Here is a 24,742-nt window from a genome sequence, read left to right as displayed (position 1 = left end):
ATTCAAGAGAAGCTTTCCCCCGGGTCCTCCATGCTCGTGCGCAATCCCCCAGTCGCCCCCCGCCGCCCGCTCTCCAACAGCTCCGAGACGCCGACCGCCGAGCGGTCCAACACGGCGGTTCCGGTCCGGCCGAACACCCAGGACACCTTCGCCCGAGGCACCAGCGCGACGGAGCGCACGGCCAAGGTCGGCGCCGCTCCCGCCGGGGACCACGGCAAGCTGATGAACGAGTACCTGACGGGTGCTCGTCCGCCTCCGGCCGACTTCGAGAAGGTCATGGGCTACAAGCCCTACGCCATTCAGACGAAGCACGGTCAGCGCATGCAGGATCCGCACGGCTCCGCGTCCGCGCCCGGCAAGATTGGCCCGGACAAGGAGTTCGACCCGGCCGCGAAGACGCACGACTACGGCTATGACCTGCTGCGGTACTACGACCGCAAGGGCACGCCCCTGGACGGCAGCGCGCGCAAGGCGGCCGACGCCCTCTTCCGCAAGGACCTGTTCGACTACGCCAATGACCAGAAGGGCTTCGGCGACAAGCTGAAGTTCAAGACGTGGGCGCAGATCTACGCCACCGCGGTGGAGCTGAACTCCCGCGTGCAGGGCTACGGCCCTCCGTGATGTCGAACCGAGGGGCGCGGCGGCTGTCGCTCGCGCCCCCCGGGCTTCACTGCATTCCGTAGCGCCGCAGCTTGTCGTAGAGCGTGCGCAACCCGATGCCCAGCCGCTGCGCGGCGCGCTTCCGGTTGCCACCCTCGTCCGCGATGGCCTGGTCGATCGCCATCCGCTCCAACTCCTCCAGCGTCTTGTCCGGCAGGCGCGCGGTGCCCGTGACGGGCGCGAGCGTCGTCGCCGGTGCGCTCGTGGGGTCCAGCCACAGGTGACGCGACTCCACCACCGCGCCGTCCGCGAGGATGGCCGCGCGCTCCAGGGCGTTGCGCAGCTCGCGCACGTTGCCCGGCCAGGAGAAGGCCTCCAATCGCTCGGACGCCTCCGGAGACAACTTCAGCCCCGGGCGCCCCAGCTCGTCGCCAATGCGGCGCAACAGCAGCTCCGACAGGGGACGCAGGTCCTCGCGGCGCTCTCTCAGCGAGGGCATCCGGATGGGGAACACCGCCAGCCGGTGGTAGAGGTCCTCGCGGAACTCGCCATGGGCCATCATCGTCCTGAGGTCGCGGTTGGTCGCCGCCACCCAGCGCACGTCCGCCTCCAGCGTCCGCGTGCCACCCACGCGCTCGAAGCGCCGCTCCTGGAGCACGCGCAGGAGCTTGGCCTGCAGCTCCGCCTTCAGCTCCCCCACCTCGTCCAGGAAGAACGTCCCGCCCTGGGCCAGTTCGATGCGACCGCGCCGCTGCGCCACCGCGCCGGTGAAGGCGCCCTTCTCGTGGCCGAACAGCTCGCTCTCCAGCAGCGTCTCCGTCAGGGCCGCGCAGTTGACCGCGACGAAGGGCCCCTCCGAGCGCTCACCCCACTGGTGCAGCGCGCGCGCGGCGACCTCCTTGCCCGTGCCGCTCTCCCCCACCAGCAACACCGTGGCCTGCGTGGGTGACACCTTGCGCAGCGCCTCCACCACCGGTCCCATCGACGGCGCGCCCCAGCTCAGCACCACCTCGGTGGTGGACTGACGCACCTCCGTCTTCAAGTTCAACAGCGCGCGGCGCTCCAGGGCCCGCGCCACCGTCAGCCGCAGCTCGGCCGGGCTGCCCACGGGCTTGAGGAGGTACTCGAAGGCGCCGGCCTTCATCGCCGACACCGCGCTCTCCACCGAGCCCACCGCGGTGAGGACGACGACCTCCACGTCCGGCTGCTCCTCGCGCACCTTGCGCAGCAGCGTCAGCCCGTCCATCCCCGGCATCCGCAGGTCCGTCACCAGCAGATCCACGCCCTGCTTCGCCAGGAGCCGCGCGGCCTCTTCACCGTCCGCCGCCTGCGTCACCACGTGGCCTTCGACTTCCAGCGCCTCCGCGATGAACGAGCGCACGCCCTCCTCGTCATCCGCCACCAGGATGCGCGCCATGGCTCAGGTCCCCCTCGCCGGGACGGTGAGCCGGAACTCCGCGCCGCCGCCAGAATGAGTCTTCGCGCTCACCGAGCCGCCATGCAGCTCCACGATTCGCCGGGTGATGGCGAGCCCCAACCCCACGCCGCGCAGCCGCCCGGTGACGAAGGGCTCGAAGATGCGCTCCTCGTCCCCCTTCGGAATGCCCGGCCCGTAGTCCCTCACGATGAACACGAGCGACTGGCCCTCCTGCGCCACGTCCACCTCCACCCGCTGCCCCGCAGGGCTCACCTGCACCGCGTTGCGCAGCACGTTCTCCAGCGCCTGCTGGAAGCGTCCCGGGTCCAGCTCCCACTTCGCGCGGTCCGGCAGGTAGTGCGCATTCACACTGGCCTCGCCCGTGGCCTCCACCGCCGCGCGCAGCACCTCGTTGGGGTCCGTCCCCGTGCGCCGCAGCTCTCCACTGCGCACGAAGGACAGCAGGTCATTCATCAGCTGCTCCAGCCGCACCGCCTCGCCGACGATGCGGTCCGCCTTGGGACGCAGCACCTCGTCGCGCTCCACGCGCTCCGCGAGCAGCTGCGCGTGTCCCTTGAGCGAGGCCAGCGGGTTGCGCAGCTCATGCGCCAGCACGGCGGACATGGTGCCCAGCGCGGCGAGTCTGCGCCCGCGCTCCAGCTCCGCCGCCAGGGCCTCGCGCTGCGCCAGGGAGCGCGAGAAGGCGAAGGCCAGGCCCAGGATTCCCACGCACGACACCGCCGCGATGAACAGCAGGCGCTGCGCGCGGTCCGTCAACTCCAGCGCGGTGACAGGCTCGTACTCGTAGCCGATGCGCAGATTGCGGCGCGGCTCCTGGGGGGCCGCCGGTTCCACGGGGGGAGTGCCCGCGTTCGCCACGGCCGGAGTCTCTGGCTTGGGCTTGCGCAGTCGATGGATGAAGCGGCCTCGACCCGCTTCGATTCGCAGCAAGGGGCCGTCCTGGATTTCTCCCAGCGAGCCTTCACCCGCCGACTCCAGCACCTTTCCATCCTCGATGATGGCCACGTAGCGCAGGCCCCCTTCCTGGTTCGCCGCGAGGAAGGCGTCCAAGGACTGCTGGCTCGGGACGCCGGTGCCCTCCCGGAAGGCCTCCAACCCGGCGAGCATCAGGACGTTGGCCATGCCTCGCACCACCAACGAGGAGGACTCCATCGCCGACCTGCGGATGAAGAGCACCGCGGACAGGAGCACGGCGCACATCAACCCCGCCGCCACCCAGGGCATCCAGGGACCGCGCGGTCTCCAACGGGACACGCCGCTCATCGACGATGCCCCTTCTCGAGGTGAATCCCACTCCATGAGGTGCCTCCGCTCGCTGCGAACTCTGCATGCACGGTGCGGAATCCGCACTTCCTTCTCACATGGCGTGGCGCCGCGCGGGCTACCCCTTGGCTGGTTGCTGTCGAGCCCATGTGCATGTCTCTCCCCGAGGGTGGGCGCGGCGAGGGGGCCGCGACAATGGAGGTCGAGCGGGCCGCGACGCGAGGTGCGCCCATCCGACGCGGCCTCCTTGTGCAAGCACGAGGCCCAACCTCCACCCGCCGCAGGTGGCCCCTCTCCACGGCCCCTCTCCATGGAGCGCGAACCTCACGCCGCGCGGGCCAGGCCGGCCCAGGCCGTGCGGACCGCATGCGGAATCCGCACTCAAGCGGCGCTGCTCACAGGCCCATCGCGGGTTTCCCCTGAGATTTCGATGTGTTGAAAACTGGCAAGGAGCATGCAGTCACCCTGCTTCGGAACCGCCGGACGCGCCAGAAGCGCACCGGCCCTCAACGGGACATGGCTGCGATGACGATGCTCAAGAGAGCGTGGTTCAAGAGACGGCCCCACCGGATGACGGCGCTGACGCTGGGCCTGCTCGGCCTCGTCGCGACGCCGGGAATGGGCGCGGCGCAGGCGCCCACCCAGGCCACCGGCACGGAGAAGAACGCCGCCCAGACGCAGAAGGCTCCGGCCGATGCGCCCACCCAGGATGCGGCCCAGAAGAATGCCTCCGCGCCGGCCCAGGCCACACCTCAGGACGGCGCGCAGGCACAGGCCCCCGCCCAGAGCCTCACGGCCCAGGTCGCGGCCGAGGGCGTGACTGTCACGCTCGAGGAGGCCATCGCGCGGGCGCTCAAGACGAATCCCGCGGTGGTGCAGGCCGAGGGCTCCGTCACCAACGCCGAGGCCGCGGAGCTGAGCGCGGTGGGCGCCTACATCCCCTCGCTCTCGGCGAGCGCGTCTGGCTCGCTCTCCAGCAGCCAGCGCATCCTGGGCGATACGGGCACCGTCGTCTCCGGCTCCAATGACACGTACGGCGCGGGCGTCTCCTCCTCGTGGAACGTCTTCACCGGCGGGCAGCGGAGCGCCACGCGCAAGCAGACCCGCGCACAGTCCGGCGCGGCGGGGGCGCAGCTCACCGCGCAGCGCGCCAGCGCGGTGCTCGACGTCCAGCGCTCTTTCTACGAAGCCCTTCGGGCGACAGGCCTGGAAGCGGTGGCGCGCTCGCGTATCGAGCGGGCCAAGCAGAACGAGGATGCGGCGGAGCGGCGGCTCGCGGTGGGCTCGGCGACGCGCTCGGACCTGCTGCGGGCGCGGCTGGACTACACCACGGCCCAAGAGGCGCTGCGGACGGCGGAGACCCAGCGCACCTCGGCGGCCCTGTCGCTGGGACGCCTCATCGGCGAGGACGGTCCGGCGCAAGCCCAGGCCAGCGAGAACCTGGGCCCCCAGCCGTTCACCCTCACCGAGGCGGCGCTCATCACCGAGTTGGAGTCCAACGCGCCCGCGGTGCTCGCCGCGGCCTCCACGCTGCGCGCCTCCGAGGCGGGTGTGAATGTCGCGAAGGCGACCTACCTGCCGAACGTGCGTCTGACGGCAGGCTATGACTGGCTCAACCAGGACCCGAGCTTCACCGGCGGCAGGACGAGCTGGTCGGTGCGCCTGGGCCTCTCCTACCCCATCTTCGACGGCTTCCTGCGTGAGGAGCGGGTGCAGCGGGCCAAGACTCAGGAAGTCACCTCCATGGCGCAGCTGGCTGACACGCGGCGCGCGGTGAGGTCGGGGGCCAGCCAGGCGCTGGCTCAGCTTCGCCTCTCGGCCGACCGCATCACCCTGTCCGAGCAGGCCGTGGAAGTGGCGCGCGAGGACCTCAAGGTGCAGGAAGAGCGCTACCGTCTGGGCGCCACCACCATCCTGGAGCTGCTGACGTCCCAGGAGAACCTGGTCCAGGCGGAGAGCAACCTCGTGTCATCTCGGTTCGACTACCGCATCGCGCGCGCCGAGCTGGAAGCGCTCGCCGGGAGGCCGTTGTGAGCACCGCCATGGAGAGCAACGCGACGGCGCGGGACATCGCGGACGTGGTCATCCGCGTGGAGGGCCTGCGCAAGGACTACACGATGGGCTCGGAGGTGGTGCGCGCGCTGCGCGGCGTGGACCTCACCATCCGCCGCAACGAGTACGTGGCCGTCATGGGCCCCTCGGGCTCCGGCAAGTCCACCTTCATGAACCTCATCGGCTGCCTGGATGTGCCGAGCGGCGGGCAGTACTGGCTCAACGGCCAGCCCGTCGCGGGCATGACGGAGAACGCGCTGGCGCGCATCCGCAACCGCGAGCTGGGCTTCGTGTTCCAGAGCTTCAACCTGCTGCCCCGCGCCTCCGCGCTGGACAACGTGGCGCTGCCGCTGGTGTACGCGCGCGTGCCGAAGAAGGTCCGCCAGGAGCGCGCGGCGGCGATGCTGGAGAAGGTGGGCCTGGGCGGACGCAAGGACCACCGGCCCAACGAGCTGTCCGGCGGTCAGCGTCAGCGCGTGGCCATTGCCCGCGCATTGGTGACGCAGCCGGCGCTGCTGCTGGCGGACGAGCCCACGGGCGCGCTCGACAGCAAGACGGGTGAGGAGATCATGGCCCTCTTCGGGGAGCTTCATTCCCAGGGCCAGACGTTGATGATCGTCACGCACGAGTCGGACATCGCGGCGTACGCGCGGCGGGTGCTGTTCTTGAAGGACGGCGTCATCGAGCGGGATGAGCTGAAGCGGAATTGAGCCGGACCGCGCACCGCGCGGCCACGAAGACCTGGAGGACGTCGTGAGCAAGGCGAAGAAGATGGTCATCACGGGTGTCGCGGCGGTCCTGATTGGAGCGGGCGTCTGGGCCACCCAGCGGAGCACGGAGCCCAAGACACCGGAGCGCTCGGCCGCCGTGGCGGTGGTGGAGCGCCGCGACATGGAGGTCGTCGCGGAGTCCGCCGGCCTGGTGGAGCCGCTGCGCGTGGTGGAGGTGAAGTCCAAGGCCTCCGGTGAAGTGCTGCGCGTGCTGTTCGACACCGGCGACAAGGTGGAGAAGGACGCGCTGCTCGCGGAGATAGATCCGCGCGACGTGCAGAACGCGCTGGCCCAGGCCCAGGCGGACCTGGAGTCCGCGCGGGTGCGGCTGAACACGACGTCGGCCCAGCGCCAGCGCATGGAGACGCTGCGCCAGTCCGGCTACGTCACCCAGCAGGAGTTCGAGACGACGGTGGACGCCTACGCCACCGCGCAAGCGGCCAAGGTGCGCGCGGAGACGAACCTCCAGCTCGCCAAGGAGCGCAGCCGCGACGTCACCATCCGCGCCCCCAGCGCCGGGACGCTGCTGGAGCGGACGATTCAGCCCGGGCTCATCATCGCGTCGGCCACCTCCAACGTGTCCGGTGGCAGCACGCTGTTCAAGATGGCGGACCTGTCCGTCATGCAGGTGCGCGCCAAGGTGGACGAGACGGACGTGGGCCAGATCAAGGCGGGCCTCAAGGCGCGCGTGACGATGGAGGCGTACCCGGGAAAGACCTTCGTCGGCGAGGTCGTGAAGATCGAACCGCAGGCGCTGGTGGAGCAGAACGTCACCCTCTTCCCGGTGCTGGTGCGCCTGGACAACCCGGACGGCCTCCTGCGCCCGGGAATGAACGCGGAGGTGGCCATTGAAATCTCGCGCCGCCGCGACGCCATCACCGTCCCCAACTCCGCCGTGGTCAGCCTGCGGGATGCTCGCGCCGCGGCGCTGGCGGTGGGGCTCACGGAGGACTCGGTGCGCTCGCTGATGCGTCCAGCGGGCGAAGGTCGTGGACGGGGCGGCTCGGGCACGGGTGGCACGAGCGCGGCTCCGACGAGCGGCACCGAGGGCACGCCTCCCGCCGGAGACAAGGGCGCGGTGGCCGCGGGGACAGTCACGCCGGTGAACGTGGCGACGCCGACGACGGCCGGGGCGCCGGAGGGCGCGGGCGAGGGGCGACGCAATCGGGGTGGTCGCGAAGGCGGGCAGGCGACGGGTGACACGCGGCCGGGGCTCGTCTTCGTGCAGGGCCCGAAAGGACCGGAGCCGCGCAAGGTGATGCTGGGCCTGAGTGACTGGGAGAGCTCGGAGGTCGTCAGCGGGCTGGAGGCGGGCGAGCAGGTGCTGCTGGTGTCCGTGGCGCAGCTCCAGCAGCAGCAACAGCAGCGCAACGAGAGGATGAAGGCGGCGACCGGCGGAATGATGCCGGGCATGGGTGGTGGTGCGGGTGGTGGGCGCGGCGGGCGTTAGCGGGTGAGCGGAGGAGGAGGCAGGTCATGGGTGAAATCATCTTGGTCGCGTTCGACGCGGTCCTCGCCAACAAGCTGCGGTCGCTGTTGACCATGCTGGGCATCGTCATCGGCATCGCCGCGGTCATCACCATGGTGGCGTTGGGCGAAGGGGCCCAGCGCTCGGTGGAGCAGCGCCTGAAGACGCTCGGGACGAACGTCCTGACGGTGCGCCCCGGACAGTCGTTCTCGGGAGGACTGGGCCGAGGCCAGGCGACGATGACCATCGACGACGCGGAGGCGCTGCGCACCAACGCAAAGCACATCCAGGCCGTGGCGCCGGAAATCGAGTCGCGCTTCCAGGTGGAGTACGGCGCGGGCAACGCGAACCTGTCGGTGGTGGGCACGTGGCCGGCCTACTTCACCATCAACGAGTCCAACATCGTGGCGGGCCGGCTGTTCACCGACGCGGAGGACCGGGGCCGTCGTCGCGTGGTGGTGCTGGGAGCGCTGGCGGGCGCGCAGCTCGGCCTGCGGGACTCCTCGGCATTGGTGGGCGAGACGGTACGCATCCGAGGCATCCCCTTCGAGGTCATCGGCGTGCTCGCGGAGAAGGGCTCGCAGGGCTTCGCCAACCCCGACGAGAGCCTCTACATCCCGCTGTCCACCGCGCAGTTCCGGGTGATGGGCAGCGACCGCATCCGCTCCATCGCCGTGCAGGCCGCCACCGACAAGGGCATGGATGACGCGATGGCGGAGATCGACCTCAAGCTGCGCCGGGAGCACCGGCTCCGCCCGGAGGAGCAGGCCGACTTCAACATCCGGGACCAGGCCTCGCTGCTCGCGACGGTGCAGGAGACGACGCAGACCTTCTCGCTGCTCTTGGCCGGCATCGCCGCCATCTCCCTGTTGGTGGGAGGCATCGGCATCATGAACATCATGCTCGTCTCCGTGACGGAGCGGACGCGCGAGATTGGTCTGCGCAAGGCGCTGGGAGCCACGGGCACGGACATCCTGCTCCAGTTCCTCGTCGAGTCCCTGGTGCTGTGTCTGGCCGGTGGCACGCTCGGCCTGGTGTTGGGCGTGGGTGGCGCGGCGGTGCTCCAGAAGCTCATGGGGTGGACCATGGTGGTGGCCCCCGAGGCCATCGTGGTGGCCATCGCCTTCTCCGCCTCCGTGGGCGTGTTCTTCGGCATCTGGCCCGCGCGACGTGCCGCGAGCCTGGCCCCCATCGAGTCGCTCCGCTACGAGTGACGCACGCGCCCGGGAGCACCACGACTCCCGGGCGTCACGACACGCTCATCGCCCGGGACGCATGCCCGGGTCCGCCTCGAACGCGGCGACGTCGTGGTAGTAGCGCTCCACTTCGGCGTGCGTGGACGCCTTCGTGAAGACCTCCGGACGTGGGTGGGCGATGGCGTCGAGGATGACCTCCACGGCCTCCTCGACGGGTTGGGCTCCGGGAAGCGCGCGTGAGTCCGGCCCGCCGCCCAGCGCGTTCGAACCGAACTCCGTGGCCACGACGCCGGGCATCACCACCGTGACGGAGATTCCCGGGTGCGTCTGGCGCAGCTCCAGCCGGAGACAGGCGCTCAGCGCGTTCAACGCGTGCTTGGCCGCGCTGTACGCCGAACGATGGGGCACGACGGGCAGGCGCCCCAGCGTGCTGGAGATGTTGAGAATCTGTCCCGCGTTGCGCGCCTGGAAGTGCGGCAGGACAGCCTGCATCCCGTAGAGCGCGCTGTGGACATTGTCGTGCCACATCGACTCCAGGTCCTCGTCGGTGAGCTCGGCCACGGAGCGGGTGATGCCGCGTCCGGCGTTGTTCACCCAGACGTCGATGCGGCCGAAGCGCTCCAGCGCCGCGTCGCGAAGCCGCTCCACCTGCGCGCGCGACGTCACGTCGGTGACGACGGCGAGCGAGTCGCGACCGGAGCGATTGGCGACGACCTCCAGCTCTGCCCGACGGCGAGCGGCCAGCACCAGCTTCGCCCCACGCGCTCCCGCCACGCGAGCCAGCCCCGCGCCAATGCCTCCACTCGCCCCTGTGATGACGATGACCTTGTCCATGCGTGTCCCCTCGTGACGCTCGCCTGTCGCGCGCCGCGGAATCTACCCGCCCGAAGCGGACCTGGAAGGGACTCTGTTCAATCGCGAGGACGCGGGCGCCATCCTGTCGACAGAGCGGCCCCGGCATGGGCACCGTGTTACCCTTCCCTTTCGTTCTCGCCTCGGGTCGCTCGCGCATGCCGTTCCGTCTCTTCTCCTTCTCGATGCTCATCGGACTCGGCGCGGTGCTGGGCCACCTGTACCTCTACCGACGGCTGGTCCGGGAGTTGGTGCGGAGTCGCGCGGCCCGCTTCGTGGCCATCGTCGTGCTCGGGCTTCTGACGCTGCTGCTGGGGATGCGGCGCACGCTGCTGGATGCGCTCCCGGAGGGACTGGAGCGCACCGTGACGGTGGCCACGTATACCTGGATGGGCGTGGCGCTCTGCCTGGTGCTCGCGCTCCTGGCCATGGATCTGCTGCGGGCGCTGGTCGGTCTGGGACGATGGGTCCGACGGCGGCGAGACACTGCCACCCTACCCGCGCTCTCGACCTCCGTTCAGGAGGCTCCATCACCCACCGAGCCACCCGTGGACGAGGAGCGCAGGAAGTTCCTCGGACGCGCGCTCGCGGGAGGCGCGGCGCTCGCGGGTGGAGGGCTGGCGTCGTACGGCCACTGGCGGGCGTTCGCACCGCCGCTGGTGACGGAGCTGGCCATCCGGATTCCCAGGCTGCCACGCGAGCTGGATGGGCTCTCCATCGTCCAGCTCACGGACATCCACGTGGGTCCGTTCATCGAGCGCCGCTACATGGACGAACTGGTGCGGCAGACGAATGCCCTCAAGCCGGACCTGGTCGCCATCACCGGTGACCTGGTGGACGGTGACGTGCCCACGCTGGGCGGCGCGGTGGCCGCGCTCCAAGGGCTGCGCTCCCGCTACGGCAGCTACTTCGTCACCGGCAATCATGACTACTACTCCGGTGACGAGGAGTGGACGGCGTTCCTCCAGTCGCTCGACATCCAGACGCTGCGCAACCGCCATGTGCGCGTCGGCGACGCGGGCGCCTCTCTGGACCTGGTCGGTGTTGACGACTGGAGTGGCTGGAGACGGAACAACCGGAAGGGCTACGACCTGGACCTGGCGCTCGCGGGACGAGAGCCGGACCGGGCGGCCGTGTTGCTCGCGCACCAGCCCGCGAACTTCAAGGTGGCCGCCGAGCGAGGGATGGACCTCCAGATTTCAGGCCACACCCACGGCGGGCAGCTCGTCCCGATGACGCTGTTCATCGGCTTCGCGTGGGAGCACGCGGCGGGGCTCTACCAGCACCAGGACTCGCATATCTACGTGAGCCGGGGCTGCGGCTTCTGGGGGCCGCCCATGCGCGTCGGCAGTCCCCCGGAGCTCGTCAAACTGGTGCTCACGACGTAGCAGGCTCACTTCGCGAGCGTGACGCGGGGCGTGTACCGCCAGAAGCGTTGGAGATGGCCACAGCCCTGGCAGGCCAGCTCCACCTGGAGCTCTCCACCGCGGGTCACCGTGGCGGGAACGACGGTCTTCATGGACTGCTCCGCGCGACCGCTGCATGCCCGGCACACGCCCACCGTCTGGACGAACTGCGCATTGCGCGTCACCACGCCGTCCTCGCAGTAGCCACACCACCAGACGTGATAGTCGACGGCGCCGCTCTGCTCCTGCCGGCGCTGTTCATCGTTCAAGTGGACGTCGTCCAGCTCTTCGTCGAGCAGCGTCCGCGCCTGGCCGCAGTGATTGCAGACCTCCAGCGCGGAGCGCTTCGGCACCGGGAGCACCAACGGGCGCTTCGATGAGAAGAAGAGGGCCGCAGCCACGCCCAGCCCCACCAGCAGGACGATGAACATGAGCGTCATCGGTACGGCTCCAGCTCCACGGAGTGCAGCGCCTTGCCCGTCAGGTCATGGATGGCGGCGGTCATCACGCCGCTATTCCCCTGGATGCGAACGCTGCCGAAGTACTGCTGCCCTTCCCACGGCGCCGCGTTCATCACCGTCGCTGGCCGATGCCACTTCACCTCCGGACCGAAGGTCTCATCGAGCGCGCTCGGACCGAACGTGCCCGCATTGAGTGGCCCCGCGACGAACTCCCAGAACGGGTCGAAGTCGCGGAAGCGCGCCCGGTCCGGGTGGAAGTGATGCATGGCCGGGTAGTGCACGTCCGCGGTGACGAACACCACGTTGCGCACCTTCCGCTCCTTCAAGAAGGACAGCAGCTCCGCCAGCTCCAACTCGCGACCCAGCGGCGAACCCGGGCCGTTGGCCCACGCCTCCATGATGTGAGCTCCGTCCGGAAGCTTCTCCGCCGGGACGATGAGCCCCAGCGGCATGCTCGTGGCAATCACCTTCCACGTCGCCCGTGACGCCGCCAGCGCCTGCTTGAGCCCATCGAGCTGCGCGCGTCCGAGGAACGCCGTCTCCGGCCCCTGCTGCTCCTGGCGATTGACGGAGTTCGGCGCCCGGAAGGCGCGCACGTCCGGGATGAACACGTCCAGCATCGGGCCCTGTGAGAGCTGGCGATGGATGCGTCCCTCGGCTCGCGCGGCGCCGCCCACGGGCGAGTACTCGAAGAACGCCTGACGCGCCCGAGCACCGAGCACCGCCTCGTCCGCGACCTGCGTGTAGCGGGCGTCACCTGCGAGGCTGCGCCCCGGATACCAGTTGTTGCGCACCTCGTGGTCATCCCACTGGTACGCGATGGGCACGTCCTTCGCGAGGGCCCGCAGGGACTCATCCAGGAAGTTGTAGGCGAAGTTCCCGCGCAGCTCCTCCAGCGTCTCGGCGACCTTCGACTTCGCGGGCGTCACGCGGTTGCGCCATACGCGCCCATCCGGGAGGACGACCTCTGGGAGTAGCGGGTTGTCCGCGTAGATGACATCGCCGACGTGAAGGAAGAAGTCGGGACGCAAGGCGTGCACCGCCGCGAAGCCCCGGTACCCGCCCCACTCCGGGTTGATGCCCCAACCCTGACCGCACACGTCCGCGCTCCACGCGAAGCACACGTCCCGGGCCGAGTCCGGTGACGTGAGGAACCGCCCACGCCACTCCTCGCCAGTCCCGCCGCCATCCTCCGCGAGCACTCGCACGAAGACCTCGCGCCCCGCCGGCAGGCCGGTGAGATCCACCACGCCGGTGTAGTCCGTGGCCTCGGTGAGCGCGGCGCCCTCAATGCGGTGCACGCCCTTCACGAGCCGGGAGTCCTCGCTCCACTCCACCACGAGACGCGAGGCCCGGTCCGCCTTGCCCCAGACGGTGACGGCGCCGGTGCGCACGTCTCCCAGCTGCGCGCCCAGTGGCAGCGACGGCCCGGGACGCGGCGCGCGAATCGGCCGCGTCGAGGCACACCCCGCGGCGGTGACGGCGAGCCCCTGGAGCACGGTTCGTCGAGTGAGGACAGTCAAGGGGCGCACGCTCCGAAGAAGGAACCAGCCTTCACACTATGGCCACTCCCGCCAGGCATCCAGCACCACCGCCGCCACCCGAAAGTCACGCGTTCTTCTTCGAGCACGTCGGCCACGGCGTGTTCCCGGAGGACGGCAGCGAGCGCTTCAACGTCATCAAGCGCAACGTGGCGCTGCTCACCCGACGTCCCCTGCCGGGCGAGGAGGTCCCCCCCTCCGACAATCAGCTCAACGACGTGCGGAACCGCACGCCGGCCAGCTCTTGGATCTGGCGACCGTGAACCACCCCGGCGGCGGCACCTACCAGACGCTCACGTTCAACATGCAGGGCGTCGCGGGGTGGAACGGGACCATCACCGACCTGCGCCTGGACCCGGTGTCGGGCGTGGGCATCGCGTTCGACATCGACTCGATTCGCGCGACGGGCCCCTAACGGTCCACGGGCACGACGCCGGGCAAGGTCCGGGTCGGGGGGACAGGGCCGCGCCTCCTCCACCCGTACCCCGAGTCACCGCCAGGGCTGGACGGGGGGCGAGACTCGGGGGGGACCGAGGGAGGCCGAATGCTTGGAGGGCAGGCTCGCCTGGCATGGGTGCTGGGAGCGGGACTTCGGGTATGCTTGCCGGGCTTTCGGACCCGTGAGGCCGGGTCCCACACGATGAGCGGACAGCAGGATGGATGGGGCCGGGGTCGACTCCCCAGGCCCGCTCGAAAGGTTCATACACATGAAGCGACTGGCACGAGTCGGTCTGGTGTTCGGAGTTCTCGCCCTGAGCGGCACGGTGGCCTGTAAAGGCGAAGAGGACGTCGGCAAGGCGGAGCGCATCAAGGGCAGCAATCACTTGAGCAAGAAGGAGTACAAGGAGGCCGCCGCGGCGTACGCGCTGTCGCTCCAGGCGGACCCCAAGCAGGAGAAGGTCTGGGAGAAGAAGGCGTTCGCCCACCTCCAGCTCGGGGAGACCGACAAGGCCAGCGAGGCCGTCCTGAAGATCCTCGAGATGAAGACCACGCCGGCGGAGAGGGCCGAGACATACCGGACGCTCGCCAGCATGAACATGCAGGGCGGCGCCACGGAATCGGCCGAGAAGTACTTCAACGAGGCCCTGAAGCTGGAACCGAAGGACGATGCGTCCCTCGGGTGGATCGCGGAGATCTACGCCCAGCGCGGTGGCGCGCGCTCCATGGCGGCGCCCATCGTCAAGGCCGACCTGGAGAAGTCGCTCAACTATTACGACCAGGTCATCGCCATCAACCCCAACCACGCCAACACGTACCTCAACAAGCGCGTGGTGATGGGCCGCCTCATGGAGTACGAGCGGCAGCAGAAGGAGATGGCGCTGTCGGAGGCCGCCGAGAACGCGAAGGACCCGGCCGTCGTCGCCGAGGCGAACGCCCGCGCCGCCGAGCACCAGAAGCGCATGGACGACTTCCAGGTCCAGTTCGCGGACATGACCAAGAAGTTCAGCGAGGCGCAGAAGGCCACCAAGGCCCAGGCCGCGGCGGGCACGCCGTAGTCCCCTCGCCTTCCTGAAGCTCCAGGGCCTGGAACCGCGCACCGGTTCCAGGCCCTTCTTCTTTTCTAGGCCAGCAGAAGCGTTTCCTGGGCGTCACGCGGTGATTCCGTCGTGCCCCGGGGGCACCGCGCGCATTACGCTGGGGCCTCAAACTTCACAGGGAGGCTCGTGTATGGACGTGCGCGCGGCGGTGGCGCTCGAGGCAGGAAAGCCGTTGAGCATCGAGACGGTTCACCTCGAGGGGCCCAAGGCGGGAGAGGTGCTCATCGAGCTGAAGGCCACCGGCATCTGCCACACGGACGAGTTCACGCTCTCCGGGCAGGACCCGGAGGGGCTGTTCCCCGCCATCCTCGGGCACGAGGGCGCGGGCGTGGTGGTGGACGTGGGGCCGGGCGTGACGACGCTGCGCAAGGGCGACCACGTCATCCCGCTGTACACGCCGGAGTGCCGGCAGTGTAAGTCGTGCCTGTCGCGCAAGACGAACCTGTGTACCGCCATCCGCGCGACGCAGGGCAAGGGGCTGATGCCGGACGGCACCAGTCGCTTCCGGCTGGGCAAGCAGAGCGTGCACCACTACATGGGCACGTCGACCTTCGCGCAGTTCACGGTGCTGCCGGAGATAGCGGTCGCGAAGATTCGCGAGGACGCTCCGTTCGACAAGGTCTGCTACATCGGCTGCGGCGTGACGACGGGCATCGGCGCGGTGGTGTACACGGCGAAGGTGGAGGCGGGCGCGCGCGTCGTCGTCTTCGGGCTCGGTGGAATCGGCCTCAACGTGGTGCAGGCCGCGCGCATGGTGGGCGCTGACCAGATTGTCGGCGTGGACATCAACCCCGCGCGCAAGGCGATGGCGGAGAAGTTCGGCCTCACCCACTTCGTCAACCCGAAGGAAGTCGAGGGGGACCTGGTGCCCTACCTCGTCAACCTGACGAACGGCGGCGCGGACTACAGCTTCGAGTGCATCGGCAACGTGAACACGATGCGCCAGGCGCTCGAGTGCTGCCACCGGGGCTGGGGCGAGAGCATCGTCATCGGCGTGGCGGGAGCCGGGCAGGAGATCAAGACGCGGCCGTTCCAGCTCGTCACGGGGCGCGTGTGGAAGGGCAGCGCGTTCGGTGGCGCGCGGGGCCGCACGGACGTGCCCCAGATTGTCGACTGGTACATGAACGGGAAGATCAACGTCGACGACCTCATCACCCATACGCTGAAGCTGGAGGACATCAACCAGGGCTTCGACCTGATGCACCGGGGCGAGTCCATCCGCAGCGTGGTGAAGTACTCATGACGGCGGCCCCCACACTGCTGAGCCAGCACCGCTGCTTCGACGGCACCGTCGGCTTCTACAAGCACGGGTCCGAGGCGTGCGGGGGTGAGATGCGCTTCGGCGTCTTCGTTCCGCCGCAGGCGCGGGAGCGCAAGGTGCCGGTGCTCTACTACCTCGCCGGCCTCACGTGCACGGAGGACACCTTCCTCATCAAGGGAGGTGCGCAGCGCGTGGCTTCCGAGCTGGGGTTGATGCTGGTGGCCCCCGACACCAGTCCGCGCGGCGCGGGTTATCCCGGCGAGGATGCGGCGTGGGACTTCGGCGTGGGCGCGGGTTTCTACCTGGACGCCACCCAGGCGCCCTGGTCCGCGCGCTACCGCATGGGCACGTACGTCACCCGGGAATTGCCCGCGCTCATCACCGAGCACTTCCCCGCCCGGGAGGACCGCCAGGGCATCTTCGGGCACTCCATGGGAGGCCATGGCGCGCTGGTGTGCGCGCTGCGCAATCCGGGGCGCTACCGTTCCGTGTCCGCCTTCGCACCCATCGTCGCGCCCATGCGCGTGCCCTGGGGACAGAAGGCGTTCAAGGGCTATCTGGGCGAGGACACGGCCACGTGGCGCGAGTACGACGCCACGGAGCTCATCCGCTCCGCGAAGACGCGGCTTCCCCCGCTGCTGGTGGACCAGGGCACGGGCGACAAGTTCCTCCAGGAGCAGCTCAAGCCGGAGCTGCTGAAGGAGGCCTGCGACGCCACGGGGCAGCCGCTCACGCTGCGCATCCATGATGGGTATGACCACGGCTACTACTTCATCTCCACGTTCATGGAGGACCACCTGCGGCACCACGCCGCGGCGCTGAACGCATAGCCTCGCGGACAGCTCGTGGGGGCTCGGAGACAGAGACGTCCGAGCCCCCGCGAGCGAGCCCGTCTGTCTGCTCGTCGGCATTCGCGCGAACCCTCGCGCCCGGCTTTGACGACCCTTTCGTCGAGGCATAGGGTGGGAGATCCGCTGGAGGGTCAGGCGATGACGGGTGCACTTCCATCCACGACGACATCGTCCGGCACGGGGCGCCTGAACCGGCCCCGCCGGCTCGCGGTCGAAGCGCTCGGCTGCGGGCTGCTCGTGGTGGCACTCGAGGGCGCCCACCACGGCGCGGAGCACCTGGGTGTGAGCGCCACCGACGGGCGCCTCTTCATGTCCCTGGCCGCGGGCGCCGTCCTCGCCTGCCTCACGCTGGTGCTCCAGCCGTTGTCCGGGGCGCACTTCAATCCCGCCCTCACCTTCGCGGACGCGCTGGAGGACGGCACGCCGTGGAAGGACGTGCCTCGCTACGTGCTCGCCCAGCTCGGCGGGGGTCTGGTCGGACGGCTGGTGGCGCATCTCATGTGCGGCGAGCCCCTGCTCATCGCGACGCGCGCGCCTTCCGCCAGCTCCTCCCAGTTCCTCACGGAGCTGGTCGCCACGTTCGGCCTGCTGGTGGTGGTGCGAGGGTGCGTGCGCGGCCGTCCGTCCGCCACGCCCCTGGTCGTCGCCAGCTATGTCGCCGCCACCGTCTGGTTCACCGATTCACGCTCGCTCGCCAATCCCGCGCTCATCCTCGCGCGCGCGGTGAGCACCCGCGCCAGTGCCCTGCATGCGATGGATGTCGAGTCCTTCGTCGCCGCGCAGATGCTCGGCGCCACGCTCGCCGTGCTGCTCTTCCGTTGGCTGATGATGCCCACGGAGAAACCCGCGCGCCGCCCCTGGCGCGTCATCTTCCAATGCTCGCGCCCCACCGTGGCCGAGCAGGCCGTCACCGTCTTCAATGGCCTCTCCGCGGGGGACCGGGCTCGGGCCACGGTGGATGGCGCCGCAGGTGAAGGCGATGCGCACGGGCCGCCGCCGCTCGTGGTGCGACTCATCCTGCCCGGTGAGGAGGCGCCGCCACTGGTAGGCGGGGGCACCTCCTGGCGGGTGTCCGTGAGCGAAGACGGGACTCCGGACGCCATGCAGCGCCTCCGGGCATCGCTGCGAGAACCCATCCAGCATCTGTTGCGTGAGCGGGGATGGTCCCGGCTGCATGCCGTCGGCGACGCCGCGCGCGAGGCGCCGCGCCACACCACTTGAAGACTTCGCTCCACGAAGGAGAGGCACCCCCTTGATGGAAGGACTTCCGCCGGCCGTTGCGTGGCCGCCGCTCGAGACGTTGATGCGCTTGACGCTGGCCTTGGGGGTGGGCCTGTTCGTGGGGTTGGAGCGTGAGTGGCGTGGCAAGGAAGCCGGCTTGCGCACCTTCGGCTTCGCATCGCTGCTGGGTGCCATGGGCGGGCTGCTGGGCACTCCGTTCGCCATCACCGCGGTGGCCCTGCTGGGCGTGTTGGTGGGCTTCCTGAACTGGCAGTCGCTGCGCGCGAACGAGGGCGCGGAGCTGACCACCTCCGCCGCGCTGCTCGTCACCGGCTTCACGGGAGTGCTGTGTGGCCTGGGGCATGTGGTGACGCCCGCGGCGGTGGCCGTGACGAGCGCGGGGTTGCTCACGTGGAAGGAGCGGCTGGCGGGCTTCAGCAGCAAGATCACCGCAGAGGAGCTGCGCTCGGCCATCCTGCTGGCCATCCTCGCCTTCGCCATCTACCCGGTGTTGCCGACCGAGCCCGTGGACCCCTGGGGGCTCATCGTGCCTCGCGTCGCGTGGGTGACGGTCATCCTCGTCGCGGCGATGGGGTTCGTGAACTACGTGTTGCTCAAGCTCTTCGGCACGCGCGGCGTGGAGGTGACGGGGTTCCTGGGCGGACTCGTCAACAGCACCGTCACGGTGACGGAGCTGGCCCATCGCGTGAAGGAGACGGACGGACGGCTCCAGGACGTCGCGTACCGAGGCGTCATGCTGGCCACGGCGGCGATGGCGCTGCGCAATGCCGTCCTGCTCGGCATCCTGTCGTATCGCGCGATGGTGAACTCCGTGGTGCCGCTCTCGCTCATCCTGCTGTCGAGCATGGGGCTCGCGCTGGTGAGGGTTCGCCAGGCCCCGAGCAGCGCGGGCGCCGCGCCGTCGTTGCCCCTGGAGAGCCCCTTCTCGCTCAAGTCCGCGCTCAAGTTCGGCGCGATGTTGCTCTTCTTCCAGGTGGTGGGCACGGTGGGACAGAGCCTGTTGGGCCACGCGGGTTTCTATGCGGTGAGCGCGCTGGGAGGACTGGTGTCGAGCGCGTCGGCGGTGGCCTCGGCCGCGTCACTGAGTTCACATGGGTCGCTGTCACCGACCACCGCGGGAGTCGGCGCCACCATCGCGTCACTCGCGAGCGCCGCCGTCAGCTTCGTGGTGGTGGCACGCGTCTCCGGGCAACGGGCGCTCACCGTGCGACTGGGCTGGGCGCTCGGCGCGGTGTTCGCCCTGGGACTGGCCGGGGCCTTCGTCCAGACCCGAATCGGCGCGCTGCTCCCTTGAGCCTTGGGGGGAGTCGGTCCGTGGCTAGCGACGCTTGCGCGAGCCGCCTCCGAACAGCGCGAGGAGGATGCCGCCCGCCAGCGCGGCGCCACCGCCAGCGATGTACAGCGTGGTGTTCTCGCTGTACTTGCCCGTGATGACCTGCGTCGCGCGCTCGGTCAGCGACTCGCGCGCATTCAGCCCCGTCCACAGCAACACGCCGCCCGCGACGGCGAGCATCACTCCCACCAACCGGATGATTCCCACGGAGACTCCTCGAGTTGAACCGTGAGCGTTATAGCGCTCCGGGAAGCCCCTCGGTGGAAATGAGGGGCGGTGTGGCGTTGGGGATGGGCATCCCGACGGGTGAGGCCTACTCCTGCACGGACGACTGCGCCGGCTGCTTGGGCTGCTTCGCCAGGTCCATGAGCTTCCTCATCCGGGTCGCCGTGTCGTCCTCGGGAAGGATGCCGGCCTGCTCCGCGATGGAGTCCGCCGCCTTCTGCTGCCGTGCCCTCTGCAGTCCGGCCACTGCTTCGCGGTCGGGCAGGTTGGGCCCGAGTTCCCCCACGACGGCGGCACGAATCTTCATCGCGGCGCCCGCCACCACCTGCGCGTTCTGGAAGATGGAGCCCTGCGCCTCGGGCCTCGACGTGCCGGTGCCGTAGGCGGACACCACGCCACTGCGAAGCGTGAAGGCCTTCATCGAGACGAGCTTCCCGCCACTCGTCCCCACCGCGTCCTCCAGCATGACATGCGGAAGGATCCACACATCCGGAGAGATGCCCTTCTCGCGGGCGGCGGAGATGCGCTCCTCGTCCGACGCACCGACTCGCGTCGCGCTGCCAGACAGGCCCGTCACCGCCACGATGCGCAACAGCGGGTCGGCGGAGAGTTCGCGCCGGAGAGATTCGTCGAACTGCTTCCGGTCGAGTGACTTGGAGAGCGCTTCGGCGACGGTCGTCTCGAACACGGCGACCTGGATGGGAGCCTGAGGCGAGCGCCGAGGCGCTTCGGCGATGGCCTTGGCGTAGTCCTCATTCTCACGCTCCCTCGCGTCGATACGAGCCTGCTCCGCCGGGTCGGAGCTGCGTACGGTCGTCTTGCCGTCGAGTCCCGTCGAGGTCGTGGTCATGGTCATGCCCGCACAACCGGCGAAGGCGAACACAACGAGGGCTGAAACGAGGGCGCGCGAATACATGTCATCTCCGGGGGCTGAGCAGGATGCCTGGCCGAGGACACCGAAGGTCCATCAGCACGGCACGCTCGGGACGACGTCCCCGGGGAAAAATTCACTCGCGACGCGCCCTGCGCTCCCGGTCTGGTGATTTCCATCTGACGCGCGGATGCGCGCGAACTCCGGACCTCAGCGCTTCGCGAGCTCACGCTCCGTCCGAATCTGCCTGCGGACGCAGGGATGCAAGCGAACGCTGACCCTCAGCGCTTCATACGCGGATGGTGGCCGACACGCGGATTCGCGCAACACCGAACCTCAGCGCTTCGCGCGCACCTTCCGCACATGGCGGCCGACGCGAGGATGCGAGCGAACGCCGAACCTCAGCGCTTCGCGCGCCCCTTCCCCTTACCTGCCGACGTCGACGATTTGGATGCCTTGGCGGGGCGCTTCGCCTGGCTCGCGGGCGACTTCGCCTTTGAGGCAGTAGCCTTCACGGGCTTTGCCTTCAGCGCTTTCGCCTGGGACTTGGACGCCGAGACCTTTGGAGCCTTCGCCTTGGCCACCTGGGTCGTGGACGCCTTCGTCTTGGGCGACTTGGCATTGGACGCCTTGGTCTTCGGCGGCTGGGCCTTGGGCGACTTGGCGCGTGACGGCTTCGCGGGCGTCAGCGTGGGGGACTTCTTCCCCACCGCCTTCGGTTTCGCGGTCGAAGTGCCCGACGCCACACGGGGCGCAGCCTTCGGTTTCGCGCTCGGAGTGCGCGACGCCGACGTGGCATCAGACATCGCCTTCGGTTTCGCGCTCAGCTGACGCGACGCCGAGGCGACCTTGGACGCCGCCTTCGTCGAGGCAGCGCTCGAGGTCGCCGTGGCCACACCGCGCTTGACGGCGGCCGCGCGCTTCACACGAGCTGGTGCCTTCTCGGGCGCCGACGTGACGCTCTCGGGTCCTGACTGAGTGGAGACCACGGCGGGCCGAGCCACCGGCGACTGGGCCGCAGGCGGAGCGATGACCGTTTCAGCCGGAGTCGGCAAACGCTCGGGCGGCTTCGAAGGAACCTCCACCGTCCGCGCCGCCACCACCTCGGGCGTCGAACGCGCGACGGGCTCCAGTTGCTCGCGAACCGGCGGCTTCGCTGGAGGCTCGGGCGGAACGGAAGGCTGCCAGTTCTCCGGCGCGAACTCGGGCTTCACCTCGGCGGGCGGCTTCGGAGGCACGATGACGGACGCGGGGCGGTTGAAGCGAGAATCCTTCGACGAAGGCTTGCCTCCATGTCCGCCATGCCCGTGCCGCGACTGCGGCTGCGAAGGCCGGCCACCCTTCTTCGGGGGCTGGCCCTGCGAGGCCAACGCACGCAGCCGGTCAAACCCGGGATGCGGTGACGACCCCGCGATCTCGCTCGCGTCAGGCTCCGACCACGTCGGCGTGGCAGGCACCTCGGGCACAACCTCCTCGCGGACTTCCTGTGCCTCCTGCACGGGAACGCTGCTCACATCCGAGCCCGCCCCCTGCTCCGGCCGCACGAACATCCGTCGCTTCGGCCCCTGCGCATCCCCCGCGGACCGAGGACCGGATTGCGTCTTCGCCGCGTCGTCCTTCCAGGGCTTCTTGAACGTGGGCTCGCCGCGCGAAGGCACGGCGGCCTCTTCTCGACGCCCTTCTCGCACGAAGCGCCCTCGAGGACGCGACGGTTCCTCACGCGCGGCCCAGGAACGAGCCGGTGCGCCCTTGCTCGTGTCGCGCTCCCACTGTCCCGGATTGCCCGGCTTGGGCTTGCCATACGGCAACTGCTGCTCGCGAGCCTCGGGGCGACGACGCGCGGCCGCGCCGCCCTCATGGCGCGTCAACGGCGCCTCGCCCTCGAACTGGAGCGCGTCGAAGTCGATCTTCCGCGCCGTCGGGTTCGCCGACAGCAGCCGCACGCGGAGCTTCTGTCCCACGCGCACGCGCCGCCCGTTCGGATACACCAGCGAGTGCGTCTGCTTGTCCAGCTTCGAGCCCGGCCCCAGCGTCTCCGCCTTCACCAGACCCTCGACGTGCTCGGCGTCCAGCTCGACGAAGAACCCGAAGTCGGTGATGGCCGCCACGGTGGCCGCGAACTCCTCGCCGACCCGGTCCTTCATCATCAGGGTCGCGTAGAAGGACACCACCTCCCGCTCCACCTGCATGGCCGCGCGCTCCCTGTCGGAGCACTGCATCGCCATGTCCTCCAGCTTCTCCTCCTCGCGGTCCAACATCGCCAGCGACGGCTTGCGTCCCTGTCGTGCCCAGTGCGCCTTCAACAACCGATGCACCAACAGGTCCGGATAGCGCCGGATGGGCGAGGTGAAGTGCAGGTAGTGCTCCGCCGCGAGCCCGTAGTGGCCCACCTTCGACGGCGTGTACACGGCCTGCATCATCGAACGCAGCAGGAGCTGGTTCAGCGCCCGCTGCTCCGGGTGACCCGCGAGCTGACTGATGAACGCATCCAGTTCCTTCGAGGACACGCCATCATCGATTTGCAGCTTGAAGCCATACGCCTGCGCCAGCGCCCCGAAGGCGGCCAGCTTCTCCGGGTCCGGCTCGCCATGGAACCGGTACACCGTGGGCAGGCCCTCGTCCTGGAAGAAGCGCGCCACCGCCTCGTTGGCGGCGAGCATGCACTCCTCGATGAGCCGGTGGCTGTCCTTGCGCTCGCGCTTGTCCATGCGCTCGGGCAGGCCATCCTTGCCCAGCACCACCTTGTGCTCGGGAATGTCGAAGTCGATGGCGCCCCGCTCCTTGCGCATCTTCATCAGCGCGCGGGCCAGCGACATCATCTTCTCGAAGTGCGGCTTGAAGGCATCACGGTGCGGCACGCTCTTGCCATCAAGGACGTCCTGCACCTCGTTGTACGTGCAGCGCGCCGCGCTGCGCATCACCGCCGGGTACAACGTGGACGAGCGCCGCTGGCCCTGGGCGTCGAACGTCATGTCCGCCACCATGCACATCCGGTCTTCGTCCGGCTTCAGGGAGCAGATGCCGTTGCTGAGCCGCTCCGGCAGCATGGGCAGCACGCGGTCCGGCAGGTACACGGACGTCGCGCGGCGCAAGGCCTCCGCATCCAGCGCGCTGCGCTCACGCACGTAGTGCGTCACGTCCGCGATGGCGACCACCAACCGCCAACCGCCCGCGAGGTCCTCCACGTACACCGCGTCGTCGAAGTCGCGCGCGTCCTCACCGTCGATGGTGACCAACTGCATCGAGCGCAAATCCTTGCGCTCCTCCCCGCTCGCCTCCTCCGCCGACACCGTCACGGCGTAGCGGTCCGCCTCGTCCATGACCTCCGGAGGGAACTCATCCGAGAAGCCCTGCGAGTAGGCGATGCCAATCACCTCGGAGCTCGGAGTCCCCGGCTTGCCGAGCGAGCCGGCCACTTCGCCGAAGAGCCCGCGCCCCGGCTCCAACAGGTTCGCGCCCACGCCCAGGCGCACCTTCACCAGATCCCCCTCCTGCGCCATCTGCGTCTGAGGCACGCGGATGGGACCGGGAAGGCTGGTGTCGGTGGGCAGCACCAGCGCGTGGCGGCCCTGCGTCGTGTAGACGCCTACCGCCAGTTCGCGGCGACGGTCGACGACGCGCACCAGGCGCCCCTCGTACCGGCCGGGCCGACCCGCCACCTCCACCACCACCCGGTCATTGTCGAGCGCGCGCTGCGCCTCGGCCGGGGGCAGGAAGATGTTCTCGCCCTCCCCTCCCACGGGATGCACGAAGCCGAAGCCGTCGCGGTGGACGTGGAGGACGCCCTCCACCGTGTCCAGCACCTCGCCGAAGGCCGGGCGACGCGGGCCTCGATGGCCGAAGCGCTCACGGCCCTCTTCACGGCGTGAAGAACCCTGCTTGTTGAAGTCACGGCGCTCGCGCCCTCGGCCGCCGTCCGTGCGGCCGGAGTCGCGTGCGCCACGGGCGTCGGGAGCACGGCCCTTGAAGCCGCCTTCCTGGCCTCGAGCACCATGGCCCGTGAGGCGCTCGCGCGTGGGGGGGTCCTGAGGACGGGCCCGCTCATGACGGGGCCGGGGATCCGCATGCACGGCGGCGACCTCCGGCACGACAGGCGGAGGCACGGGCGGGCCGCCGTCAGGGGGAGGACCGGGGCGCAGGAAGCGCTTGCCCTCTTTGACGGCCTGGCCTTGGCGTACCAGCTCCCGGAGGGAGCGCTTGAGCTCGGTCTGCTGGCCAGGGTGCAGGCCCGCGAGTCGCAGGAGCTCCTTGATGCCCAGCGGGTGGTCGGCTTCGGAGAGGATCTGCTGGAGAAGGTCTGAAGAAATGCTCACGGTGGGGTCGCGGCTCGGCCGCTACGGGAACGGGTAAGCCCGAAGCGGCCGGGCGGGAACC

21 protein-coding genes are annotated in these 24,742 nt (G+C 69.6%); 13 read left to right on the top strand and 8 right to left on the bottom strand.

Annotated features, from left to right (window positions below):
* The first annotated feature begins 30 nt into the window (after positions 1 to 30).
* Positions 31 to 621, top strand: a complete 591-nt coding sequence (locus HUW62_RS09840; protein WP_163864564.1) for a hypothetical protein — start codon at positions 31 to 33, stop codon at positions 619 to 621.
* A 46-nt stretch (positions 622 to 667) separates the two neighbouring features.
* Here the strand turns inward: HUW62_RS09840 and HUW62_RS09835 are convergent, their stop codons facing one another.
* On the bottom strand, positions 668 to 2,017 hold the full coding sequence (locus HUW62_RS09835; protein WP_163864563.1) for a sigma-54 dependent transcriptional regulator: 1,350 nt from the start codon (positions 2,015 to 2,017) through the stop codon (positions 668 to 670).
* Positions 2,018 to 2,020: 3 nt separating this feature from the next.
* A complete protein-coding gene (locus HUW62_RS09830) occupies positions 2,021 to 3,301 on the bottom strand; it encodes a sensor histidine kinase KdpD (protein ID WP_240356254.1) in 1,281 nt (426 codons plus the stop codon).
* Positions 3,302 to 3,826: 525 nt separating this feature from the next.
* On the opposite strand from HUW62_RS09830, the gene HUW62_RS09825 reads away from it, so the two are divergent.
* Genes HUW62_RS09825 through HUW62_RS09810 form a run of 4 tightly spaced genes read left to right on the top strand, consistent with a single transcriptional unit; the run spans position 3,827 to position 8,805 of the window.
* Entirely contained in the window at positions 3,827 to 5,335 is a 1,509-nt protein-coding gene (locus HUW62_RS09825) for a TolC family protein (RefSeq protein WP_255203335.1), read from the top strand.
* A gap of 8 nt (positions 5,336 to 5,343) precedes the next feature.
* On the top strand, positions 5,344 to 6,063 hold the full coding sequence (locus HUW62_RS09820) for an ABC transporter ATP-binding protein (protein WP_163864746.1): 720 nt from the start codon (positions 5,344 to 5,346) through the stop codon (positions 6,061 to 6,063).
* 43 nt (positions 6,064 to 6,106) lie between these two features.
* Complete coding sequence (locus HUW62_RS09815) at positions 6,107 to 7,573, top strand: efflux RND transporter periplasmic adaptor subunit (RefSeq protein WP_176434262.1); 1,467 nt, start codon at positions 6,107 to 6,109, stop codon at positions 7,571 to 7,573.
* Between the two features lie 26 nt (positions 7,574 to 7,599).
* Positions 7,600 to 8,805 carry an ABC transporter permease gene (locus tag HUW62_RS09810; protein ID WP_176434261.1) on the top strand — a complete coding sequence of 402 codons (1,206 nt, stop codon included), beginning with the start codon at positions 7,600 to 7,602 and terminating at the stop codon, positions 8,803 to 8,805.
* 45 nt (positions 8,806 to 8,850) lie between these two features.
* Here the strand turns inward: HUW62_RS09810 and HUW62_RS09805 are convergent, their stop codons facing one another.
* The gene (locus HUW62_RS09805) at positions 8,851 to 9,621 is read right to left on the bottom strand and encodes an SDR family oxidoreductase (protein ID WP_176434260.1); all 771 of its coding nucleotides are present in this window, start codon (positions 9,619 to 9,621) and stop codon (positions 8,851 to 8,853) included.
* A gap of 176 nt (positions 9,622 to 9,797) precedes the next feature.
* On the opposite strand from HUW62_RS09805, the gene HUW62_RS09800 reads away from it, so the two are divergent.
* Positions 9,798 to 11,027: a metallophosphoesterase gene (locus HUW62_RS09800; RefSeq protein ID WP_176434259.1), complete on the top strand. Its 1,230-nt coding sequence runs from the start codon at positions 9,798 to 9,800 to the stop codon at positions 11,025 to 11,027.
* Positions 11,028 to 11,032: 5 nt separating this feature from the next.
* Here HUW62_RS09800 and HUW62_RS09795 read toward each other — a convergent pair whose 3' ends face one another.
* Both HUW62_RS09795 and HUW62_RS09790 read right to left on the bottom strand, forming a co-directional pair.
* On the bottom strand, positions 11,033 to 11,485 hold the full coding sequence (locus tag HUW62_RS09795) for a hypothetical protein (RefSeq protein ID WP_176434258.1): 453 nt from the start codon (positions 11,483 to 11,485) through the stop codon (positions 11,033 to 11,035).
* Positions 11,482 to 13,029: an alkaline phosphatase gene (locus HUW62_RS09790; protein WP_176434257.1), complete on the bottom strand. Its 1,548-nt coding sequence runs from the start codon at positions 13,027 to 13,029 to the stop codon at positions 11,482 to 11,484. Before HUW62_RS09790 ends, HUW62_RS09795 begins: the two co-directional genes overlap by 4 nt.
* Before the next feature lie 38 nt (positions 13,030 to 13,067).
* Between HUW62_RS09790 and HUW62_RS09785 the strand changes: the two genes are divergently transcribed.
* The 7 genes from HUW62_RS09785 to HUW62_RS09755 all read left to right on the top strand — a co-directional run bounded on the left by HUW62_RS09785 (position 13,068) and on the right by HUW62_RS09755 (position 19,233).
* Positions 13,068 to 13,310: a hypothetical protein gene (locus HUW62_RS09785; protein ID WP_163864556.1), complete on the top strand. Its 243-nt coding sequence runs from the start codon at positions 13,068 to 13,070 to the stop codon at positions 13,308 to 13,310.
* Positions 13,307 to 13,462 (top strand): hypothetical protein, encoded by a 156-nt coding sequence (locus HUW62_RS09780; protein WP_176434256.1) that lies wholly within the window; start codon positions 13,307 to 13,309, stop codon positions 13,460 to 13,462. Before HUW62_RS09785 ends, HUW62_RS09780 begins: the two co-directional genes overlap by 4 nt.
* 292 nt (positions 13,463 to 13,754) lie before the next feature.
* Positions 13,755 to 14,543 (top strand): tetratricopeptide repeat protein, encoded by a 789-nt coding sequence (locus tag HUW62_RS09775; RefSeq protein WP_163864554.1) that lies wholly within the window; start codon positions 13,755 to 13,757, stop codon positions 14,541 to 14,543.
* Between the two features lie 172 nt (positions 14,544 to 14,715).
* Positions 14,716 to 15,828 carry an S-(hydroxymethyl)glutathione dehydrogenase/class III alcohol dehydrogenase gene (locus HUW62_RS09770; RefSeq protein WP_163864553.1) on the top strand — a complete coding sequence of 371 codons (1,113 nt, stop codon included), beginning with the start codon at positions 14,716 to 14,718 and terminating at the stop codon, positions 15,826 to 15,828.
* Positions 15,825 to 16,676 (top strand): S-formylglutathione hydrolase, encoded by an 852-nt coding sequence (fghA, locus tag HUW62_RS09765; protein ID WP_176434255.1) that lies wholly within the window; start codon positions 15,825 to 15,827, stop codon positions 16,674 to 16,676. Before HUW62_RS09770 ends, fghA begins: the two co-directional genes overlap by 4 nt.
* A 159-nt stretch (positions 16,677 to 16,835) precedes the next feature.
* Positions 16,836 to 17,918 (top strand): aquaporin, encoded by a 1,083-nt coding sequence (locus HUW62_RS09760; RefSeq protein ID WP_176434254.1) that lies wholly within the window; start codon positions 16,836 to 16,838, stop codon positions 17,916 to 17,918.
* A 34-nt stretch (positions 17,919 to 17,952) separates the two neighbouring features.
* Positions 17,953 to 19,233, top strand: a complete 1,281-nt coding sequence (locus HUW62_RS09755; RefSeq protein WP_240356252.1) for an MgtC/SapB family protein — start codon at positions 17,953 to 17,955, stop codon at positions 19,231 to 19,233.
* Between the two features lie 24 nt (positions 19,234 to 19,257).
* Here the strand turns inward: HUW62_RS09755 and HUW62_RS09750 are convergent, their stop codons facing one another.
* The 3 genes from HUW62_RS09750 to rnr all read right to left on the bottom strand — a co-directional run bounded on the left by HUW62_RS09750 (position 19,258) and on the right by rnr (position 24,681).
* Positions 19,258 to 19,479: a DUF3185 family protein gene (locus HUW62_RS09750; RefSeq protein WP_176434253.1), complete on the bottom strand. Its 222-nt coding sequence runs from the start codon at positions 19,477 to 19,479 to the stop codon at positions 19,258 to 19,260.
* A 106-nt stretch (positions 19,480 to 19,585) separates the two neighbouring features.
* Entirely contained in the window at positions 19,586 to 20,347 is a 762-nt protein-coding gene (locus HUW62_RS09745) for a hypothetical protein (protein ID WP_240356251.1), read from the bottom strand.
* 422 nt (positions 20,348 to 20,769) lie between these two features.
* A complete protein-coding gene (gene rnr / locus HUW62_RS09740; RefSeq protein WP_176434252.1) occupies positions 20,770 to 24,681 on the bottom strand; it encodes a ribonuclease R in 3,912 nt (1,303 codons plus the stop codon).
* Between the last annotated feature and the right edge of the window lie 61 nt (positions 24,682 to 24,742).

The sequence above is a fragment of the Myxococcus sp. AM011 genome (assembly GCF_013372595.1).
GTDB lineage: Bacteria > Myxococcota > Myxococcia > Myxococcales > Myxococcaceae > Myxococcus > Myxococcus eversor.
This window is presented reverse-complemented; position numbering and strand designations above follow the sequence as displayed.

Bases quoted from the DNA above. Each gene is read 5' to 3' on its own strand.
- HUW62_RS09840 (WP_163864564.1), top strand. From the start codon at position 31: ATGCTCGTGCGCAATCCCCCAGTCGCCCCCCGCCGCCCGCTCTCCAAC.
- HUW62_RS09835 (WP_163864563.1), bottom strand. From the start codon at position 2,017: ATGGCGCGCATCCTGGTGGCGGATGACGAGGAGGGCGTGCGCTCGTTC.
- HUW62_RS09830 (WP_240356254.1), bottom strand. From the start codon at position 3,301: ATGAGCGGCGTGTCCCGTTGGAGACCGCGCGGTCCCTGGATGCCCTGG.
- HUW62_RS09825 (WP_255203335.1), top strand. From the start codon at position 3,827: ATGACGATGCTCAAGAGAGCGTGGTTCAAGAGACGGCCCCACCGGATG.
- HUW62_RS09820 (WP_163864746.1), top strand. From the start codon at position 5,344: ATGGAGAGCAACGCGACGGCGCGGGACATCGCGGACGTGGTCATCCGC.
- HUW62_RS09810 (WP_176434261.1), top strand. From the start codon at position 7,600: ATGGGTGAAATCATCTTGGTCGCGTTCGACGCGGTCCTCGCCAACAAG.
- HUW62_RS09805 (WP_176434260.1), bottom strand. From the start codon at position 9,621: ATGGACAAGGTCATCGTCATCACAGGGGCGAGTGGAGGCATTGGCGCG.
- HUW62_RS09800 (WP_176434259.1), top strand. From the start codon at position 9,798: ATGCCGTTCCGTCTCTTCTCCTTCTCGATGCTCATCGGACTCGGCGCG.
- HUW62_RS09795 (WP_176434258.1), bottom strand. From the start codon at position 11,485: ATGACGCTCATGTTCATCGTCCTGCTGGTGGGGCTGGGCGTGGCTGCG.
- HUW62_RS09785 (WP_163864556.1), top strand. From the start codon at position 13,068: ATGGCCACTCCCGCCAGGCATCCAGCACCACCGCCGCCACCCGAAAGT.
- HUW62_RS09775 (WP_163864554.1), top strand. From the start codon at position 13,755: ATGAAGCGACTGGCACGAGTCGGTCTGGTGTTCGGAGTTCTCGCCCTG.
- HUW62_RS09770 (WP_163864553.1), top strand. From the start codon at position 14,716: ATGGACGTGCGCGCGGCGGTGGCGCTCGAGGCAGGAAAGCCGTTGAGC.
- fghA (WP_176434255.1), top strand. From the start codon at position 15,825: ATGACGGCGGCCCCCACACTGCTGAGCCAGCACCGCTGCTTCGACGGC.
- HUW62_RS09760 (WP_176434254.1), top strand. From the start codon at position 16,836: ATGACGGGTGCACTTCCATCCACGACGACATCGTCCGGCACGGGGCGC.
- HUW62_RS09755 (WP_240356252.1), top strand. From the start codon at position 17,953: ATGGAAGGACTTCCGCCGGCCGTTGCGTGGCCGCCGCTCGAGACGTTG.
- HUW62_RS09745 (WP_240356251.1), bottom strand. From the start codon at position 20,347: ATGACCACGACCTCGACGGGACTCGACGGCAAGACGACCGTACGCAGC.